Here is a 15,140-nt window from a genome sequence, read left to right on the forward strand (position 1 = left end):
CTGGCACAATATTCAGGTTGCCTATTGCGGGCAGCCACACCTTCACCCACGGCCCGGCAGAGATGTCATGGCGCGCGTGCGTCGCAAGTGAGCGACACGCCCGAGCGCGGGGGTCGGGGAGATGACCGTAGTTGTACACGAGAGATAAGGCAGACCACGCCATGGCGGGACAGAAGATCCGCATTCGGCTGAAGAGCTACGACCACGAGGTCATCGACTCTTCGGCCCGCAAGATCGTCGAGACGGTCACGCGCGCCGGTGCGTCGGTGGTGGGCCCCGTGCCGCTGCCGACCGAGAAGAACGTGTTCTGTGTGATCCGTTCGCCCCACAAGTACAAGGACTCCCGCGAGCACTTCGAGATGCGCACGCACAAGCGCCTCATCGACATCGTGGACCCGACGCCCAAGGCCGTCGACTCGCTCATGCGTCTCGACCTGCCCGCGGACGTCAACATCGAGATCAAGCTCTAAGAGCTGCAAGAGAAGTAAGGACTTCCACCGACATGACTACGACTTCCAATGCCCAGCGCGCGGTCACCGCGCTGCTCGGTACGAAGCTGGGCATGACGCAGGTGTGGGACGCCGAGGGCCGTGTGGTGCCCGTCACGGTGATCCAGGTCGACACCAACGTCGTGTCCCAGGTGCGGGCCGTCGAGACCGACGGCTACGAGGCCGTCCAGCTCGCCTTCGGCGCCGTTGACCCGCGCCGCGTCACCAACCCCCTCAAGGGCCACTTCGAGGCCGCCGGCGTCACGCCGCGCCGCCACGTGGCCGAGGTCCGCACCGCCAACGCGTCCGAGTACGCCCTGGGCCAGGAGATCACCGCTGAGGTGTTCGAGGCCGGCCAGCTCGTCGACGTGACCGGCACCACCAAGGGCAAGGGCACCGCCGGTGTCATGAAGCGTCACGGCTTCTCCGGCGTGGGTGCCTCGCACGGTGCGCACCGCAACCACCGCAAGCCGGGCTCCATCGGTGGCGCCTCCACGCCCTCGCGCGTGTTCAAGGGCATCAAGATGGCCGGCCGCATGGGCAACGCCCGCAAGACCGTCCAGAACCTCCTCGTCCACTCGGTGGACGCCGAGAAGGGTCTCGTGCTCGTCAAGGGCGCGGTTCCCGGCAACAAGGGCGGCGTCGTTCTCATCCGCTCCGCTGTGAAGGGCGCGTGATCACCATGGCTACCGCTAAGACCGTCGAGCTTCCCGCCGACATCTTCGACGTCGACACCAACGTCCCGCTGATCCACCAGGTCGTGGTGGCGCAGCTCGCTGCCGCCCGCCAGGGCACGCACGCCACCAAGACCCGCGGCGATGTCCGCGGTGGTGGCCGCAAGCCCTACAAGCAGAAGGGCACCGGTCGCGCCCGCCAGGGCTCGACCCGCGCGCCGCAGTTCGCCGGTGGTGGCACCGTCCACGGCCCGCAGCCCCGCGACTACTCGCAGCGCACCCCCAAGAAGATGAAGGTCGCCGCGCTCCGTGGCGCCCTCTCCGACCGCGCCCGCGCCGGCCGCGTGCACGTCGTGGACTCGATCGTCTCGGGTGACACGCCGTCGACCAAGGCCGCCATCGAGGCGCTTGCCGCGATCACCTCGGGCCGCTCGGCCCTCGTGGTCATCGAGCGCTCCGACGAGCAGACGATCCTCTCGCTGCGCAACGCGGCGAGCGTCCACCTCATCGCGGTCGACCAGCTCAACACCTACGACGTGCTCGTGAACGACGACACGGTCTTCACCAAGGGCGCGTTCGACGCGTTCGTCGCGGGCCCCGCGACCGGCAAGTCCGTGAAGGCCGTCGCGACGGCGTCCGAGGCGGAGGAGAAGTAATGACCACGCTGAACAAGGACCCGCGCGACATCATCGTCCGCCCGATCGTCTCCGAGAAGACGTACGGCCTCATGGACGAGGGCAAGTACACCTTCGAGGTGGACCCGCGCTCGAACAAGACCGAGATCAAGATCGCCATCGAGCAGATCTTCGGTGTCAAGGTCGCGTCCGTGAACACCATCAACCGCAAGGGCAAGACGCGTCGTACGCGTTTCGGCCTCGGCAAGCGCAAGGACGTCAAGCGCGCGATCGTCACCATCGCTGGCGACGCGGGCATCGACATCTTCAGCGGCCAGGCGAGCTGAGAAGGACAGGTAAGCACTCATGGCTATCCGTAAGTACAAGCCGACGACGCCGGGCCGCCGTGGCTCGTCCGTCGCCGACTTCGTCGAGGTCACCCGCTCGACGCCCGAGAAGTCGCTCGTCCGCCCGCTGCACAAGAAGGGCGGCCGCAACAACACCGGTCGCATCACCACCCGTCACCAGGGTGGCGGTCACAAGCGCGCCTACCGCGTGATCGACTTCCGTCGTCACGACAAGGACGGTGTGCCCGCGACCGTTGCGCACATCGAGTACGACCCCAACCGCACCGCCCGCATCGCGCTCCTGCACTACGCGGACGGCGAGAAGCGCTACATCATCGCCCCCGAGAAGCTCGGCCAGGGCGACCGCGTGGAGAACGGCGCCGGCGCCGACATCAAGCCCGGCAACAACCTCCCGCTGCGCAACATCCCCGTCGGTACGGTCATCCACGCGATCGAGCTCAAGCCCGGCGGCGGCGCCAAGATCGCCCGCTCGGCGGGTGCCTCGGTGCAGCTCGTCGCCAAGGACGGCCCCTACGCGCAGCTGCGCATGCCGTCCGGTGAGATCCGCAACGTCGATGCGCGCTGCCGCGCGACGATCGGCGAGGTCGGCAACGCCGAGCAGTCGAACATCAACTGGGGCAAGGCCGGCCGCATGCGTTGGAAGGGCAAGCGCCCGACCGTCCGTGGTGTCGTCATGAACCCGGTGGACCACCCGCACGGTGGTGGTGAGGGCAAGACGTCCGGTGGTCGCCACCCGGTCTCGCCCTGGGGCAAGCCCGAGGGCCGTACCCGCAAGCCCAACAAGGAAAGCGACAAGCTCATCGTGCGTCGCCGCAAGACTGGCAAGAACAAGCGATAAGGGAGCCTGGACATGCCTCGTAGCCTCAAGAAGGGCCCCTTCATCGACGACCACCTTCTCAAGAAGGTGGACGCCCAGAACGAAGCGGGCACCAAGAACGTCATCAAGACCTGGTCGCGTCGTTCGGTCATCACGCCGGACTTCCTGGGTCACACCTTTGCCGTGCACGACGGCCGCAAGCACGTCCCGGTGTTCGTCACCGAGTCGATGGTCGGCCACAAGCTTGGTGAGTTCGCTCCCACGCGCACGTTCAAGGGCCACGTCAAGGACGACCGCAAGGGCCGCCGCTAAGGCGCCTGAGCGAAGTAAGAGGAGTTAGAACATGGAAGCCAAGGCGCAGACGCGGTACATCCGCGTGACCGCCCAGAAGGCTCGCCGCGTCGTGAACCTGGTCCGTGGTCAGAACGCTGTGGAGGCCTCGGCCTCGCTGAAGTTCCAGCCGCAGGCCGTGGCCGTCGACGTGCGCAAGCTCATCGACTCGGCGATCGCCAACGCGCGTGTGAAGGCCGACAAGGCCGGCGAGCGCTTCGACGAGCGCGAGCTCGTCATCAAGGAGATCTTTGTGGACGAGGGTCCGACCATGAAGCGCATCCAGCCGCGCGCTCAGGGTCGTGCGAACCGCATCCTCAAGCGTTCCTGCCACATCACCGTCACCGTCGCGACCCCGGTCGCTGCCAAGTAAGGGGCCAAGTAATGGGACAGAAGGTCAACCCCCACGGCTACCGCCTGGGCATCACGACCGACCACCGTTCGCGCTGGTTCGCCGACTCGACCAAGAAGGGCGAGCGCTACCGCGACTACGTGGACGAGGACGTCAAGATCCGCAAGATGATGTCGGAGGGCCTCGAGCGCGCCGGTGTCTCGAAGGTGGAGATCGAGCGCACGCGTGAGCGTGTCCGCGTCGACCTGCACACCGCTCGTCCGGGCATCGTCATCGGCCGCCGCGGCGCCGAGGCGGACAAGCTCCGTGCGAACCTCGAGAAGCTGACGGGCAAGCAGGTCCAGCTCAACATCCTCGAGGTCAAGAACGCCGAGATCGACGCGCAGCTCGTCGCGCAGGGCATCGCGGAGCAGCTCGCTTCGCGCGTCGCCTTCCGCCGTGCGATGCGCAAGGGCATCCAGTCCGCGCTCCGTGCCGGTGCCAAGGGCATCCGCGTGCAGTGCTCGGGCCGCCTCGGTGGCGCCGAGATGTCGCGCTCGGAGTTCTACCGTGAGGGCCGTGTGCCGCTGCACACGCTCCGCGCGAACATCGACTACGGCTTCTTCGAGGCCCGCACCACCTTCGGCCAGATCGGTGTGAAGGTGTGGATCTACAAGGGCGACATGACGGAGAAGGAGTGGGCCGCCGAGCAGGCGAAGGCCCCCCGTCCGCAGCGTGGCCGTGGCGACCGCCGCGGTGGCGACCGCGGCCCGCGTCGTGACGCCGCCCCCCGTTCGGCCGAGGCCCCCGCGGCCGACGCCCCTGCTGCCGAGGCTCCCGCCGAGGCCGGTAAGGAGAGCTGAGAATGCTTATCCCCCGTCGTGTGAAGCACCGCAAGCAGCACCACCCGAAGCGTTCGGGCGCTGCGACCGGTGGCACCGCCATCGCCTTCGGTGACTTCGGCATCCAGGCTCTCGAGCCCGCCTACGTCACCAACCGCCAGATCGAGGCGGCCCGTATCGCGATGACCCGCCACATCAAGCGTGGCGGAAAGGTCTGGATCAACATCTACCCGGACCGCCCCCTGACCAAGAAGCCTGCCGAGGTCCGCATGGGCTCCGGTAAGGGCTCGCCCGAGTGGTGGGTCGCGAACGTCAAGCCCGGTCGGGTCATGTTCGAGCTCGCCGGCGTCCCGGAGGAGCTCGCTCGCGAGGCCATGCGCCGCGCGCAGCACAAGCTCCCCATGAAGACCCGCTTTGTGACCCGTGAGGGTGGTGACATCTAATGGCCATCGGTACCAAGGACCTCATGCCGTCCGAGCTGGACGCCATGGAGAACGAGCGCCTGGTCGAGGAGCTGAAGAAGGCCAAGGAGGAGCTGTTCAACCTGCGCTTCCAGTCGGCCACCGGTCAGCTCGAGAACCACGGCCGCCTCAAGGCCGTCAAGCGCGACATCGCGCGCATCTACACGATCCTGCGTGAGCGCGAGCTCGGTATCCGCACCGCGCCCTCCGCGAAGGCATAAGGAACAGATATGTCGACCAAGAAGCAGACGACTGCGACGTCGGAGCACCGGGCGTACCGCAAGACGCGCCGTGGCTACGTCACGTCGGACAAGATGGACAAGACCATCACCGTGGAGATCGAGGACCGCGTCAAGCACCCGCTCTACGGCAAGGTCATGCGCCGCACCAGCAAGATCAAGGCCCACGACGAGCTCAACACCGCCGGCATCGGCGACCTCGTCGTCGTGATGGAGACCCGCCCGCTGTCCGCTTCCAAGCGGTGGCGTCTGGTCGAGATCGTCGAGAAGGCCAAGTAACTACTAGTTCGACCAGGCTCGCTCGGAGTGAGCGAGAACCAGACGACAGGAGACAGACATGATTCAGCAGGAGTCGCGACTCCGCGTCGCCGACAACACGGGTGCGAAGGAAGTTCTCTGCATCCGCGTGCTCGGCGGCTCGCACCGTCGCTACGCCGGCATCGGCGACATCATCGTCGCCACCGTCAAGGACGCGATCCCCGGCGGCAACGTCAAGAAGGGCGATGTCGTCAAGGCGGTCGTCGTGCGCACCACCAAGGAGCGCCGCCGTCCCGACGGTTCGTACATCCGTTTCGATGAGAACGCTGCGGTGATCCTCAAGAACCTCGATGGTGACCCGCGCGGCACCCGCATCTTCGGCCCCGTGGGCCGCGAGCTGCGCGACAAGAAGTTCATGAAGATCATCTCGCTGGCACCGGAGGTCATCTGATGGCGAAGATCAAGAAGGACGACCTCGTCGTCGTCATCGCCGGCCGTGACCGCGGTCAGCAGGGCCGCGTGCTGTCGGTCGACCCCGAGCGTGAGCGCGTGGTCGTCGAGGGCATCCAGCGTGTCACCAAGCACATCAAGCCGGGTACCCGCCGCGACAACGCCGAGGGTGGCCTCGTGACCGTCGAGGCTGCGATCCACATCTCGAACGTGATGCTCGTGGACCCGGAGACCAAGAAGGGCACCCGTGTGGGCTACCGCACGGAAGAGGTCGAGCAGAACGGCCGTACGCGTATCAAGCGCGTGCGTGTCGCCAAGCGCTCGGGTAAGGACGTCTGATGGGCGACGTGACCACGCTGCCGCGTCTCAAGGAGAAGTACCGCAACGAGATCATCGCGCAGCTGCGCGAGGAGTTCGGGCACGAGAACATCAACCAGGTCGCCGGTCTCACCAAGATCGTCGTGAACATGGGTGTGGGCGACGCCGCGAAGGACTCGAAGCTCATCGAGGGTGCCATCGCGGACCTCACCGCCATCACCGGCCAGAAGCCGCAGGTCACCAAGGCCCGCAAGTCCATCGCGCAGTTCAAGCTGCGCGAGGGCCAGCCGATCGGTGCGCACGTCACGCTGCGCGGCGACCGCATGTGGGAGTTCCTCGACCGCCTGCTCTCGATCGCGCTTCCCCGTATCCGCGACTTCCGCGGCCTCAGCCCGAAGCAGTTCGACGGCAACGGCAACTACACCTTCGGTCTCACGGAGCAGTCGATGTTCCACGAGATCAACCAGGACAAGATCGACCGCGTCCGCGGCATGGACATCACGGTCGTGACCTCCGCCACCACCGACGACGAGGGCCGCTCGCTGCTCAAGCAGCTGGGCTTCCCCTTCAAGGAGAAGTAGGCCATGGCCAAGACTGCGCTCAAGAACAAGGCCGCCGGCAAGCAGAAGTTCGCCGTCCGTGCCTACACCCGGTGCCAGAAGTGCGGCCGTCCGCACTCGGTGTACCGCAAGTTCGGCCTCTGCCGCGTGTGCTTCCGCGAGATGGCTCACCGTGGTGAGCTTCCCGGCATCACCAAGAGCAGCTGGTAAACCACTACGCCACAGGTCCCCTGCGGGGAAACCACGGCGAGGAAGAGTTCAAGACTCATGACGATGACTGACCCCATCGCAGACATGCTGACGCGTCTGCGCAACGCGAACGCGGCGTACCACGAGACCGTGTCGATGCCGCACTCCAAGCTCAAGGCGAACATCGCCTCGATCCTGGAGGCCGAGGGCTACATCTCCGGCTCCGCCGTGGCGGACGCCGAGGTGGGCAAGACCCTCACCCTCACGCTGAAGTACGGCCCGAACCGCGAGCGCTCGCTCGCCGGTGTGCGCCGTGTGTCGAAGCCCGGCCTCCGCGTCTACGCGAAGTCCACGAACCTGCCCAAGGTTCTCGGCGGCCTCGGCGTGGCCATCCTGTCCACCTCCTCCGGTCTGCTGACCGACCGTGAGGCCGAGAAGAAGGGCGTCGGCGGCGAGGTCGTCGCGTTCGTCTGGTAACCGGAAAGGAGAACAAGAGCAATGTCCCGCATTGGCAAGATCCCCGTTCCGGTTCCCTCCGGAGTGGACATCACCATCGAAGGCGCCGACGTCACCGTGAAGGGCCCCAAGGGCACCCTGACGCACACCGTCGCCGCTCCCATCACCGTCGAGAAGGGCGATGAGGGCCTCGAGGTCAAGCGCCCGAACGACGAGCGTCTCTCGAAGTCGCTCCACGGCCTGACCCGCACCCTGATCGCGAACATGGTCACCGGCGTCACCTCCGGTTACGAGAAGAAGCTCGAGATCGTCGGCACGGGTTACCGCGTCGCGCTCAAGGGCTCGGACCTCGAGTTCGCGCTCGGCTTCTCGCACCCGGTCGTCGTGACCCCGCCGGAGGGCATCACCTTCACGGTCGAGGGCCCCACCAAGTTCACCGTTGCCGGCATCAGCAAGCAGCAGGTGGGCGAGGTTGCGGCGAACATCCGCAAGATTCGCAAGCCCGAGCCGTACAAGGGCAAGGGCGTCCGCTACGCCGGCGAGCAGGTTCGCCGCAAGGCAGGAAAGACGGGTAAGTAAGACATGGGTATCGCAATCAAGGGCAAGGGCAAGGCGATCCAGCGCAAGCGTCGCCACTTCCGCCTGCGCAAGAAGATCTCCGGCACCGCTGCTCGTCCCCGCCTCGTGGTCACCCGCTCGACCCGTCACATGGTCGCGCAGATCGTCGACGACACCGTGGGCAAGACCCTCGCGTCGGCATCGACCCTCGAGGCCGACGTCCGCGCGCTGGACGGCGACAAGACGGCCAAGGCGTCGAAGGTCGGCCAGCTGGTCGCCGAGCGCGCCAAGGCTGCCGGCATCGAGGCCGTCGTGTTCGACCGTGGCGGCAACAAGTACCACGGTCGCGTGGCGGCTGTGGCTGACGGCGCCCGAGAGGCGGGCCTCGCCCTCTAGGGCGCGGCCAGGAGTGAGGAAGACTTATGGCTGACAACAACAGCGGCCGTCGCGGCGGGAACCGTCGCGACAACGAGCCGGAGAACAAGTTCGTCGAGCGCGTCGTCACCATCAACCGAGTCGCCAAGGTCGTGAAGGGCGGTCGTCGCTTCAGCTTCACCGCGCTCGTGATCGTCGGTGACGGCGAGGGCAACGTCGGCATCGGCTACGGCAAGGCGAAGGAGGTGCCGGCCGCGATCTCGAAGGGTGTCGAGGAGGCCAAGCGCAACTTCTTCCGTGTCCCGCGCATCCAGGGCACCATCCCGCACGCCGTGCAGGGTGAGGCCGCCGCGGGTGTCGTGTTCCTGCGCCCCGCGTCGCCGGGTACCGGTGTGATCGCCGGTGGTCCGGTGCGTGCGGTGCTCGAGTGCGCCGGCATCCACGACGTGCTGAGCAAGTCGCTCGGCTCGTCCAACGCGATCAACATCGTGCACGCGACCGTCGACGCCCTCAAGCGCCTCGAGCGCCCCGAGGCCGTCGCGGCCCGTCGCGGCAAGGCCGTGGAGGACGTGGCCCCGGCCGCGATGCTCCGCGCGCAGGCAGCGGGGGTGAAGTAGTCATGGCACGACTCAAGGTCGTTCAGAAGAAGTCGGCGATCGGCACCAAGCCGCAGCACCGCGAGACCCTGCGGTCGCTCGGCCTCAAGCGCATCGGCGACATCGTCGTGAAGGAGGACCGTCCCGAGATCCGCGGGATGGTCAAGGCGGTGGACCACCTGGTCACCGTGGAGGAGGTTGACTGATGGCTGAGGCCAAGAAGCCGGCGGACGAGTCCGTCGAGGAGAAGCCCGCCAAGAAGCCGGCCGCCAAGAAGGCTCCGGCCAAGGCTGCTTCCGCTGCTGCGGAGAAGCCCGCTGCCAAGAAGCCGGCCGCGAAGAAGCCTGCTGCGAAGAAGGCCGACGCCGCGACCGACGAGGCCAAGCCCGCCGCCAAGAAGCCGGCTGCCAAGAAGGCCGCGCCGAAGGCGGAGGAGCCCGCGGAGAAGGTGAGCACCCTCAAGGTGCACCACCTGCGTCCCGCCCCGGGTTCGCACACCAAGAAGACCCGCGTGGGTCGTGGTGAGGCGTCCAAGGGTAAGACCGCCGGTCGCGGTACCAAGGGCACCGGCGCCCGCTACCAGGTTCCGGAGCGCTTCGAGGGTGGTCAGACGCCCATCCACATGCGCATCCCGAAGCTGCGTGGCTTCAAGAGCCCGTTCAAGGTCTACTACCAGGTCGTCAACGTGGGCCAGCTCTCCGAGCTGTTCCCCAAGGGCGGCGAGGTGACCAAGGCGGACCTGGTCGAGAAGGGTGCGGTCCGCCGCAACCAGCCGGTCAAGGTCCTCGGCGATGGCGAGATCTCCGTCAAGGTGACGCTCGTCGACGCCGACAAGGTCTCGCAGTCGGCGAAGACCAAGATCGAGGCCGCCGGCGGCTCGGTCAACGAGGGCTAGAAGTGATCGCACCGGGCCCGTCCAGGAGGACGGGCCCGGTCGCGTATCCTCGTCCTGACGAAAAATCCATGGAGGATCAATGCTGAGTGGCTTCATGAGTGCGTTCCGCACCCCCGACCTTCGGAGGAAGCTCCTCTTCACCATCGGGATCATCGCGATCTACCGACTCGGTGTCGCCATCCCCACCCCTGGCGTGAGCTACGAGGCCGTCGAGTTCTGCCTGAGCCAGAGCTCCGCCACCGGTGCGTTCGCCATCCTCAACCTCTTCTCGGGCGGCGCGCTGCTGCAGCTCTCGATCTTCGCGCTCGGCATCATGCCGTACATCACCGCGTCGATCATGGTGCAGCTGCTCCGCGTGCTGATCCCCCGTTTCGAGACGCTCCACAAGGAGGGCTCGGAGGGCCAGGCCAAGCTGACGCAGTACACGCGGTACATCACCGTGGGCTTCGCCGCCATCCAGTCCGCGTCCTACATCACCATGGCGCGCAACGGGCTGTTCTTCCCCAACTGCTCCCAGAGCGTGATCCCCAACGACTCGTGGAACGTCATCCTCACGATGATCCTCACGATGACCGCGGGCACCGTCTTCATCATGTGGCTCGGCGAGCGGATCACGGAGCGCGGGGTCGGCAACGGCATGTCGCTGCTGATCTTCACCTCGGTCGCCGCCGGCTTCCCCAGCATGGTGTCCTCGATCTGGAACTCGACCAACGGCGCGCGCAACACCTTCCTGGTGGCGCTCGCGCTCCTCGCGGTGATCGCCGCGGTCGTGTTCGTCGAGCAGTCCCAGCGCAGGATCCCCGTGCAGTACGCGAAGCGCATGGTCGGTCGCAAGATGCTGGGCGGCTCGTCCACCTACATCCCGCTGAAGATCAACATGGCGGGCATCATCCCCGTGATCTTCGCGTCCTCGCTGCTCACGCTGCCGCAGGTGATCATCCAGTTCCAGGGCGAGGACCCCTCGGGCTGGGTGGTGTGGATGAACAACCACATCGCGAACAACAGCGCTCCGCTGCACATCGCGCTCTACATCCTGCTCATCGTCTTCTTCGCCTACTTCTACACCGCGATCACGTTCAACCCGGTCGAGGTGGCGGACAACATGAAGAAGTACGGCGGCTTCATCCCGGGCATCCGTCCCGGCACCCCGACCGCGGAGTTCCTCGACTACGTGCTCTCGCGCATCACCGCGGCCGGCTCCATCTACCTCGCGATCGTGGCGCTCGTTCCCACGGTCATGTTCGCGGCGCTCGGGCTCGGGACGTCCATCCCGTTCGGTGGCACGTCGATCCTGATCCTGGTGGGTGTCGGTCTCGACACCGTCAAGCGGATCCAGTCCCAGCTCGAGCAGCACCACTACGAAGGGTTCCTCCGGTAATGCGCGCAGTTCTTCTTGGTCCCCCCGGCGCCGGCAAGGGCACGCAGGCCGCCCGTCTCACGGAGCGGTTCGGCGTCCCCGCGATCTCCACTGGCGACATCTTCCGTGCCAACGTCAAGGGCGGCACGGAGCTGGGCCGCAAGGCGCAGGAGTACATGAACGCCGGCCAGCTGGTCCCCGACGAGGTGACGAACGCCATGGTGCGTGCGCGCCTCGCCGAGGACGATGCGGCTCAGGGCTTCCTGCTCGACGGCTACCCGCGCAACCCCGAGCAGGCGGTCGAGCTCGACACGATGCTGGCCGACCTGGGCGTCGAGCTCGACGTGGCGATCGAGATCACGGCGGACTTCGACGTGGTCACCGAGCGCCTGCTCAAGCGTGCCGAGATCGAGGGCCGCGCGGACGACACCGAGCCGGTGATCCGCAAGCGTCTCGAGGTCTACACCGCGTCCACCGCTCCGCTCACCGCGTTCTACGCGGGCAAGGGCCTGCTGGTGCAGGTCGACGGGCTCGGCGAGATCGACGAGGTCACCGAGCGCCTCGTCGCGGCCGTCGCGCGCTGATCCGCTCATGGCCCGCATCGAGCTGAAGACCCGCGAGCAGATGCGGGTGATGGCCCAGGCGGGCGTGATCGTCGAGCGTGCGCTCGCCGCGGCGAAGGCCGCGTGCGTGCCCGGCGCCTCGACGTCCGCGGCGGATGCCGAGGCGGCGCGGGTCATCGCGGAGGCCGGGGCCACGTCGAACTTCCTCGGCTACCACGGCTTCCCTGCGACCATCTGCATCTCGGTCAACGAGGAGGTGGTCCACGGGATCCCCGGCGACCGCGTGCTCACGGACGGGGACGTCGTCTCGATCGACTGCGGCGCCGTGGTGGACGGCTGGCACGGTGACAGCGCCATCAGCTTCATCGTCGGCGAGCCGGTGAGCGATGCCGACGCGAAGCTCGTCACCGTCACCGAGCGTTCGCTGTGGGCGGGGATCGCGGCGCTGGCAGGCGCGAGCCGCATCGGCGAGGTCGGCGCCGCCGTCGAGGACGTTGCCGAGGCCGCCGGCCTTCACCCCCTCGACGGGTATGTGGGCCACGGGATCGGCACGGCGATGCACATGGAGCCCGATGTACCGAACTACCGCACGCGGGGGCGGAGCCCTCACGTGCAGCACGGCATGTGCCTCGCGATCGAGCCCATGCTGGTGATCGGGACCTCGGAGTCCGCGGTGCTCGCCGACGAGTGGACCGTGGTGTCGCTCGATGGGTCGCGCGCGGCCCACTGGGAGCACTCGGTGGCCGTCCACGAGGATGGCATCTGGGTGCTCACCGCGTCGGACGGAGGCGCCTCGCGCCTCGTGCCGCTGGGCATCACCCCCGTCGCCCCGTAGCGCCGCCGGGCCTCGCCCAGGCGGCCGCCTTTGCGCCGTTTGCGGCGCATCGTCCCTGGTGAAGGCGCGAATGCTGTTCACACAGCGTTTACACGCGCGCCTTCCAGGGGCAAAGACCCCGCGCTAGCCTCGGGCCACCCGGCGCACCCGGACGCCGGCGGGCTGAGGGAGGGCACGATGGCGCGAGGGTTCAACTACGCCCCTGGCACGAGCGACGAGGTCGAGGAGGCCGCGTCCGCGGACCTCTCGAAGGAACGCATGCAGGAGCTGGGAAGCTCGCGCAACGCCGTGGTCAGGGAGACGCTCGCGGGGCGCCCCGACTGCCCGTTCGGCCTCATGGTCACCCTCGCGCACGACTCCGCAGCGCCCGTGCGTTGCGCGCTCGCCGCGAATCCCCGCGTGCTCCACTCGCTCCTGGAGAACCTCGCCCGGGACAAGCAGGAGAGCGTCCTCCTCGCGGTGGCGAGGAACCCTGTCACCGGGGCCGAGCTGCTCGACGCCCTCGCCGGCAGCCGCAAGGAGTCGGTGCGCGCGGCCGCCGTCGCGGCGCTCGACGCCCGCGACCGCTCGGGCCGCGCCGATGCGCGGGACACCCCGGAGCTGCGCGACCGTGTGTTCGAGGAGTCCCACGCTCGACGCGAGGCGATGCTCGCCGCCGCGATGGTGCCGGCCGAGCCCGTGACCGCGGCCGCGCCGCGTCCGGTGCGGACCGCGCCGGTGCGGGGCTTCCTCCCGCCCTCCGAGCGGTAGGCGCCGCAGCGGCGGACACCCAGGATTCGTCGGCGCGTCATCGGACGGACACCCGGCGGTCAGCCGTTGCTCACCGGGGACGCTTAGCCTCTCGCTACTCGACGCGAGGGGGAGAGGTGTCGGACGACGGCTGGTCGCACGCGCTCATGGCGGCGTCCGGCGTGCCCGTGGCAGCGGGGCGCCGCGACGACGGCGTGCGCGCGCTCGTCAACGAGGCCCGCGCGGACGGGCTGGACCGGGCTCGCCTCGCCGCGCTGGGCGGGCATCGCGCTCCTGAGGTGCGCGAGGCGATCGCGGCGCGTCCGGACTGCCCCCTCGCGATCCAGGCCACCCTGGTGCACGACCGTCGGGCATCCGTGCGGGTGGCGCTCGCCTCGAGCGCCGGGCTTGCCGTGGCCATCGCCGGCGCCCTGAGCCATGATCGCGAGCCGAGCGTGCTCAAGGCGCTCGCGCGCAACGCAGGGACGCCCACCCCGGTGCTCGAGACGCTCGCCGCGCATCGTCGCGAGGACGTGGCGCGGCTCGCCCGACGCTCCCTCGAGGGAGCGGTGCTGGGCAAGGGCACCGTGAGCGTCGCGGAGCTCGAGGACCGCGCGGGCCGGCAGCAGCGTGCTCAAGCGCCCGTCCCGGGGGAGGCGCCGGTCCGGGCGCGCAGCCCTCGCGCCCTTGCGCCGCGGCCTCAGGTCCCGCCGGGACACGGTGCCGCCGGGCACGGGTGAAGATGTCGCAGATGTTTCGCGATGTCTGGTTCGTCACACCGATTTGAGGCGTTGGCACCGACACGGGTAAATACTTTCCACAACGGCAAGCGTGGGGAGGCACGACGTGGTGGTTCCGGCTCGAGGACAGTCCGAGGACGTGATGAAGGCGTTGGACCCGGAGCTCACGGGTTCCCAGCTGCTGCCGCTGGCCGTGCATCGTGATGCATCGGTGCGCGCGGCGGTCGCCGGCCGGGCCGACTGCCCCATGGGCGCTCTCGTCTCGCTCGGGCACGACTCGAGCCCGGAGGTCATCTCCGCCCTGCTCGCCAACCCGCGGACACCCTCGTCGGTGGTGCGGCGCCTCGCGGACCACCGGGACCCGCGCATCGCCGGCCTCGCGGTGCAGCGCCTGCGCAACGCGTTCCGCTGAGCCGCCCGCGCGGCGTCCACGGGGGCTCCCTTCCGCGCGCCGCTGCGCGTACAGTGGGACCGGCGCGACGACGCGCCCGCCCTGGCTTGCGAGGGATCCGTGGAGGGGCCGATGCCCGTTCGCGCGATGACGCGCGTCCCCGCTTGAGAGGTCGCGGAGATTGCCGTATAGTTTTCCGTTGGGCGTTTTTGCGCGCCCACACCCCTGTCAATCAACGTTAGCGGAGTTCATGGCTAAGAAGGACGGCGTCATCGAGGTCGAGGGCGTGGTGGTCGAAGCACTGCCGAACGCATCGTTCCGAGTGGAGCTGACGAACGGGCACCTCGTGCTCGCTCACATCTCCGGCAAGATGCGACAGCACTACATCAGGATCCTCCCCGAGGACCGCGTGGTGGTGGAGCTCAGCCCCTATGACCTGTCCCGCGGCCGCATCGTCTACCGCTACAAGTGAGTCGTCGCGACGGCGTCTTCGCGCGCCTGAGCGACGCAGGAAAGAACCATGAAGGTTAAGCCCAGCGTCAAGCCCATCTGCGACAAGTGCAAGGTGATCCGACGCAATGGCCGAGTGATGGTCATCTGCGAGAACCTGCGCCACAAGCAGCGTCAGGGCTAGACACACCCGAGAACATCCTCGTTCGACCCTATGCATCAAACCCCCGGCTCGGAGGCCGGGGCCCGCGCTAGA

General features: G+C 67.9%; 28 protein-coding genes and 1 pseudogene. All 29 read left to right on the forward strand.

Annotated elements, in window-relative coordinates; translation table 11 throughout:
- Positions 1-161: 161 nt before the first annotated feature.
- The 29 genes and pseudogenes from rpsJ to rpmJ all read left to right on the forward strand — a co-directional run bounded on the left by rpsJ (position 162) and on the right by rpmJ (position 15,068).
- Positions 162-470: a 30S ribosomal protein S10 gene (gene rpsJ / locus AOM00_RS09610; RefSeq protein ID WP_042213186.1), complete on the forward strand. Its 309-nt coding sequence runs from the start codon at positions 162-164 to the stop codon at positions 468-470.
- Positions 471-502: 32 nt separating this feature from the next.
- The gene (gene rplC, locus AOM00_RS09615; protein WP_062303285.1) at positions 503-1,165 is read left to right on the forward strand and encodes a 50S ribosomal protein L3; all 663 of its coding nucleotides are present in this window, start codon (positions 503-505) and stop codon (positions 1,163-1,165) included.
- 5 nt (positions 1,166-1,170) lie between these two features.
- Positions 1,171-1,818: a 50S ribosomal protein L4 gene (gene rplD, locus AOM00_RS09620; RefSeq protein ID WP_062517695.1), complete on the forward strand. Its 648-nt coding sequence runs from the start codon at positions 1,171-1,173 to the stop codon at positions 1,816-1,818.
- Positions 1,818-2,123 carry a 50S ribosomal protein L23 gene (rplW, locus tag AOM00_RS09625; protein WP_062303287.1) on the forward strand — a complete coding sequence of 102 codons (306 nt, stop codon included), beginning with the start codon at positions 1,818-1,820 and terminating at the stop codon, positions 2,121-2,123. Before rplD ends, rplW begins: the two co-directional genes overlap by 1 nt.
- A 19-nt stretch (positions 2,124-2,142) precedes the next feature.
- Positions 2,143-2,982, forward strand: a complete 840-nt coding sequence (gene rplB, locus AOM00_RS09630) for a 50S ribosomal protein L2 (protein ID WP_062303289.1) — start codon at positions 2,143-2,145, stop codon at positions 2,980-2,982.
- A 12-nt stretch (positions 2,983-2,994) separates the two neighbouring features.
- Positions 2,995-3,273 carry a 30S ribosomal protein S19 gene (gene rpsS / locus AOM00_RS09635; RefSeq protein ID WP_042213173.1) on the forward strand — a complete coding sequence of 93 codons (279 nt, stop codon included), beginning with the start codon at positions 2,995-2,997 and terminating at the stop codon, positions 3,271-3,273.
- 31 nt (positions 3,274-3,304) lie between these two features.
- On the forward strand, positions 3,305-3,664 hold the full coding sequence (gene rplV / locus AOM00_RS09640; RefSeq protein ID WP_062303292.1) for a 50S ribosomal protein L22: 360 nt from the start codon (positions 3,305-3,307) through the stop codon (positions 3,662-3,664).
- A gap of 11 nt (positions 3,665-3,675) precedes the next feature.
- The gene (rpsC, locus tag AOM00_RS09645) at positions 3,676-4,485 is read left to right on the forward strand and encodes a 30S ribosomal protein S3 (protein WP_062303295.1); all 810 of its coding nucleotides are present in this window, start codon (positions 3,676-3,678) and stop codon (positions 4,483-4,485) included.
- A 2-nt stretch (positions 4,486-4,487) separates the two neighbouring features.
- Entirely contained in the window at positions 4,488-4,907 is a 420-nt protein-coding gene (rplP, locus tag AOM00_RS09650) for a 50S ribosomal protein L16 (RefSeq protein ID WP_062303297.1), read from the forward strand.
- Positions 4,907-5,137, forward strand: a pseudogene (rpmC, locus tag AOM00_RS09655) (50S ribosomal protein L29); the annotation flags it as partial. The gene rplP and the pseudogene rpmC, both read left to right, overlap by 1 nt.
- Before the next feature lie 18 nt (positions 5,138-5,155).
- Positions 5,156-5,443, forward strand: a complete 288-nt coding sequence (gene rpsQ / locus AOM00_RS09660) for a 30S ribosomal protein S17 (RefSeq protein WP_062303299.1) — start codon at positions 5,156-5,158, stop codon at positions 5,441-5,443.
- A gap of 58 nt (positions 5,444-5,501) precedes the next feature.
- Positions 5,502-5,873: a 50S ribosomal protein L14 gene (gene rplN / locus AOM00_RS09665; protein ID WP_062293953.1), complete on the forward strand. Its 372-nt coding sequence runs from the start codon at positions 5,502-5,504 to the stop codon at positions 5,871-5,873.
- Positions 5,873-6,211: a 50S ribosomal protein L24 gene (gene rplX, locus AOM00_RS09670; protein WP_062517593.1), complete on the forward strand. Its 339-nt coding sequence runs from the start codon at positions 5,873-5,875 to the stop codon at positions 6,209-6,211. Before rplN ends, rplX begins: the two co-directional genes overlap by 1 nt.
- Positions 6,211-6,771, forward strand: coding sequence for a 50S ribosomal protein L5 (gene rplE, locus AOM00_RS09675; protein WP_062517594.1), 561 nt, complete (start codon positions 6,211-6,213; stop codon positions 6,769-6,771). The genes rplX and rplE overlap by 1 nt, the downstream gene beginning before the upstream one ends.
- Before the next feature lie 3 nt (positions 6,772-6,774).
- On the forward strand, positions 6,775-6,960 hold the full coding sequence (locus AOM00_RS09680; protein ID WP_042213145.1) for a type Z 30S ribosomal protein S14: 186 nt from the start codon (positions 6,775-6,777) through the stop codon (positions 6,958-6,960).
- 57 nt (positions 6,961-7,017) lie between these two features.
- Positions 7,018-7,416 (forward strand): 30S ribosomal protein S8, encoded by a 399-nt coding sequence (rpsH, locus tag AOM00_RS09685; protein WP_062517595.1) that lies wholly within the window; start codon positions 7,018-7,020, stop codon positions 7,414-7,416.
- A gap of 21 nt (positions 7,417-7,437) precedes the next feature.
- Positions 7,438-7,974, forward strand: a complete 537-nt coding sequence (gene rplF, locus AOM00_RS09690; protein WP_062303307.1) for a 50S ribosomal protein L6 — start codon at positions 7,438-7,440, stop codon at positions 7,972-7,974.
- Positions 7,975-7,977: 3 nt separating this feature from the next.
- Entirely contained in the window at positions 7,978-8,349 is a 372-nt protein-coding gene (rplR, locus tag AOM00_RS09695) for a 50S ribosomal protein L18 (RefSeq protein WP_062517596.1), read from the forward strand.
- A gap of 26 nt (positions 8,350-8,375) precedes the next feature.
- Positions 8,376-8,945, forward strand: a complete 570-nt coding sequence (gene rpsE, locus AOM00_RS09700; protein ID WP_062303312.1) for a 30S ribosomal protein S5 — start codon at positions 8,376-8,378, stop codon at positions 8,943-8,945.
- Positions 8,946-8,947: 2 nt separating this feature from the next.
- Entirely contained in the window at positions 8,948-9,130 is a 183-nt protein-coding gene (rpmD, locus tag AOM00_RS09705) for a 50S ribosomal protein L30 (RefSeq protein ID WP_062293932.1), read from the forward strand.
- Positions 9,130-9,819 carry a 50S ribosomal protein L15 gene (gene rplO, locus AOM00_RS15225; protein ID WP_082096875.1) on the forward strand — a complete coding sequence of 230 codons (690 nt, stop codon included), beginning with the start codon at positions 9,130-9,132 and terminating at the stop codon, positions 9,817-9,819. The genes rpmD and rplO overlap by 1 nt, the downstream gene beginning before the upstream one ends.
- 79 nt (positions 9,820-9,898) lie before the next feature.
- Positions 9,899-11,197: a preprotein translocase subunit SecY gene (gene secY, locus AOM00_RS09715; protein WP_062517597.1), complete on the forward strand. Its 1,299-nt coding sequence runs from the start codon at positions 9,899-9,901 to the stop codon at positions 11,195-11,197.
- A complete protein-coding gene (locus AOM00_RS09720; RefSeq protein WP_062517598.1) occupies positions 11,197-11,760 on the forward strand; it encodes an adenylate kinase in 564 nt (187 codons plus the stop codon). The genes secY and AOM00_RS09720 overlap by 1 nt, the downstream gene beginning before the upstream one ends.
- A 7-nt stretch (positions 11,761-11,767) precedes the next feature.
- Positions 11,768-12,574 carry a type I methionyl aminopeptidase gene (gene map, locus AOM00_RS09725; protein ID WP_062517599.1) on the forward strand — a complete coding sequence of 269 codons (807 nt, stop codon included), beginning with the start codon at positions 11,768-11,770 and terminating at the stop codon, positions 12,572-12,574.
- Between the two features lie 177 nt (positions 12,575-12,751).
- Positions 12,752-13,324: a hypothetical protein gene (locus tag AOM00_RS09730; RefSeq protein ID WP_062517600.1), complete on the forward strand. Its 573-nt coding sequence runs from the start codon at positions 12,752-12,754 to the stop codon at positions 13,322-13,324.
- Between the two features lie 116 nt (positions 13,325-13,440).
- Positions 13,441-14,043: a hypothetical protein gene (locus tag AOM00_RS09735; protein WP_062517601.1), complete on the forward strand. Its 603-nt coding sequence runs from the start codon at positions 13,441-13,443 to the stop codon at positions 14,041-14,043.
- A 142-nt stretch (positions 14,044-14,185) separates the two neighbouring features.
- Complete coding sequence (locus tag AOM00_RS09740; protein WP_062517602.1) at positions 14,186-14,455, forward strand: hypothetical protein; 270 nt, start codon at positions 14,186-14,188, stop codon at positions 14,453-14,455.
- Positions 14,456-14,684: 229 nt separating this feature from the next.
- Positions 14,685-14,906, forward strand: a complete 222-nt coding sequence (gene infA, locus AOM00_RS09745; protein WP_042213122.1) for a translation initiation factor IF-1 — start codon at positions 14,685-14,687, stop codon at positions 14,904-14,906.
- A 48-nt stretch (positions 14,907-14,954) separates the two neighbouring features.
- Positions 14,955-15,068, forward strand: a complete 114-nt coding sequence (gene rpmJ / locus AOM00_RS15230) for a 50S ribosomal protein L36 (protein WP_062069916.1) — start codon at positions 14,955-14,957, stop codon at positions 15,066-15,068.
- The last annotated feature ends 72 nt before the right edge of the window (positions 15,069-15,140 follow it).

The sequence above is a fragment of the Demequina gelatinilytica genome (genome assembly GCF_000971115.1).
Lineage (GTDB): Bacteria > Actinomycetota > Actinomycetes > Actinomycetales > Demequinaceae > Demequina > Demequina gelatinilytica.

Bases quoted from the DNA above. Each gene is read 5' to 3' on its own strand.
- rpsE (WP_062303312.1), top strand. From the start codon at position 8,376: ATGGCTGACAACAACAGCGGCCGTCGCGGCGGGAACCGTCGCGACAAC.
- rpsS (WP_042213173.1), top strand. From the start codon at position 2,995: ATGCCTCGTAGCCTCAAGAAGGGCCCCTTCATCGACGACCACCTTCTC.
- infA (WP_042213122.1), top strand. From the start codon at position 14,685: ATGGCTAAGAAGGACGGCGTCATCGAGGTCGAGGGCGTGGTGGTCGAA.
- AOM00_RS09730 (WP_062517600.1), top strand. From the start codon at position 12,752: ATGGCGCGAGGGTTCAACTACGCCCCTGGCACGAGCGACGAGGTCGAG.
- map (WP_062517599.1), top strand. From the start codon at position 11,768: ATGGCCCGCATCGAGCTGAAGACCCGCGAGCAGATGCGGGTGATGGCC.
- rplO (WP_082096875.1), top strand. From the start codon at position 9,130: ATGGCTGAGGCCAAGAAGCCGGCGGACGAGTCCGTCGAGGAGAAGCCC.
- AOM00_RS09720 (WP_062517598.1), top strand. From the start codon at position 11,197: ATGCGCGCAGTTCTTCTTGGTCCCCCCGGCGCCGGCAAGGGCACGCAG.
- rplV (WP_062303292.1), top strand. From the start codon at position 3,305: ATGGAAGCCAAGGCGCAGACGCGGTACATCCGCGTGACCGCCCAGAAG.
- rpsC (WP_062303295.1), top strand. From the start codon at position 3,676: ATGGGACAGAAGGTCAACCCCCACGGCTACCGCCTGGGCATCACGACC.
- rplW (WP_062303287.1), top strand. From the start codon at position 1,818: ATGACCACGCTGAACAAGGACCCGCGCGACATCATCGTCCGCCCGATC.
- rpsH (WP_062517595.1), top strand. From the start codon at position 7,018: ATGACGATGACTGACCCCATCGCAGACATGCTGACGCGTCTGCGCAAC.
- rplN (WP_062293953.1), top strand. From the start codon at position 5,502: ATGATTCAGCAGGAGTCGCGACTCCGCGTCGCCGACAACACGGGTGCG.
- rpmJ (WP_062069916.1), top strand. From the start codon at position 14,955: ATGAAGGTTAAGCCCAGCGTCAAGCCCATCTGCGACAAGTGCAAGGTG.
- rplE (WP_062517594.1), top strand. From the start codon at position 6,211: ATGGGCGACGTGACCACGCTGCCGCGTCTCAAGGAGAAGTACCGCAAC.
- rplP (WP_062303297.1), top strand. From the start codon at position 4,488: ATGCTTATCCCCCGTCGTGTGAAGCACCGCAAGCAGCACCACCCGAAG.
- rpsQ (WP_062303299.1), top strand. From the start codon at position 5,156: ATGTCGACCAAGAAGCAGACGACTGCGACGTCGGAGCACCGGGCGTAC.
- AOM00_RS09680 (WP_042213145.1), top strand. From the start codon at position 6,775: ATGGCCAAGACTGCGCTCAAGAACAAGGCCGCCGGCAAGCAGAAGTTC.
- rplC (WP_062303285.1), top strand. From the start codon at position 503: ATGACTACGACTTCCAATGCCCAGCGCGCGGTCACCGCGCTGCTCGGT.
- rpsJ (WP_042213186.1), top strand. From the start codon at position 162: ATGGCGGGACAGAAGATCCGCATTCGGCTGAAGAGCTACGACCACGAG.
- rplB (WP_062303289.1), top strand. From the start codon at position 2,143: ATGGCTATCCGTAAGTACAAGCCGACGACGCCGGGCCGCCGTGGCTCG.
- rplF (WP_062303307.1), top strand. From the start codon at position 7,438: ATGTCCCGCATTGGCAAGATCCCCGTTCCGGTTCCCTCCGGAGTGGAC.
- rpmD (WP_062293932.1), top strand. From the start codon at position 8,948: ATGGCACGACTCAAGGTCGTTCAGAAGAAGTCGGCGATCGGCACCAAG.
- AOM00_RS09740 (WP_062517602.1), top strand. From the start codon at position 14,186: ATGAAGGCGTTGGACCCGGAGCTCACGGGTTCCCAGCTGCTGCCGCTG.
- rplX (WP_062517593.1), top strand. From the start codon at position 5,873: ATGGCGAAGATCAAGAAGGACGACCTCGTCGTCGTCATCGCCGGCCGT.
- secY (WP_062517597.1), top strand. From the start codon at position 9,899: ATGCTGAGTGGCTTCATGAGTGCGTTCCGCACCCCCGACCTTCGGAGG.
- rplR (WP_062517596.1), top strand. From the start codon at position 7,978: ATGGGTATCGCAATCAAGGGCAAGGGCAAGGCGATCCAGCGCAAGCGT.
- rplD (WP_062517695.1), top strand. From the start codon at position 1,171: ATGGCTACCGCTAAGACCGTCGAGCTTCCCGCCGACATCTTCGACGTC.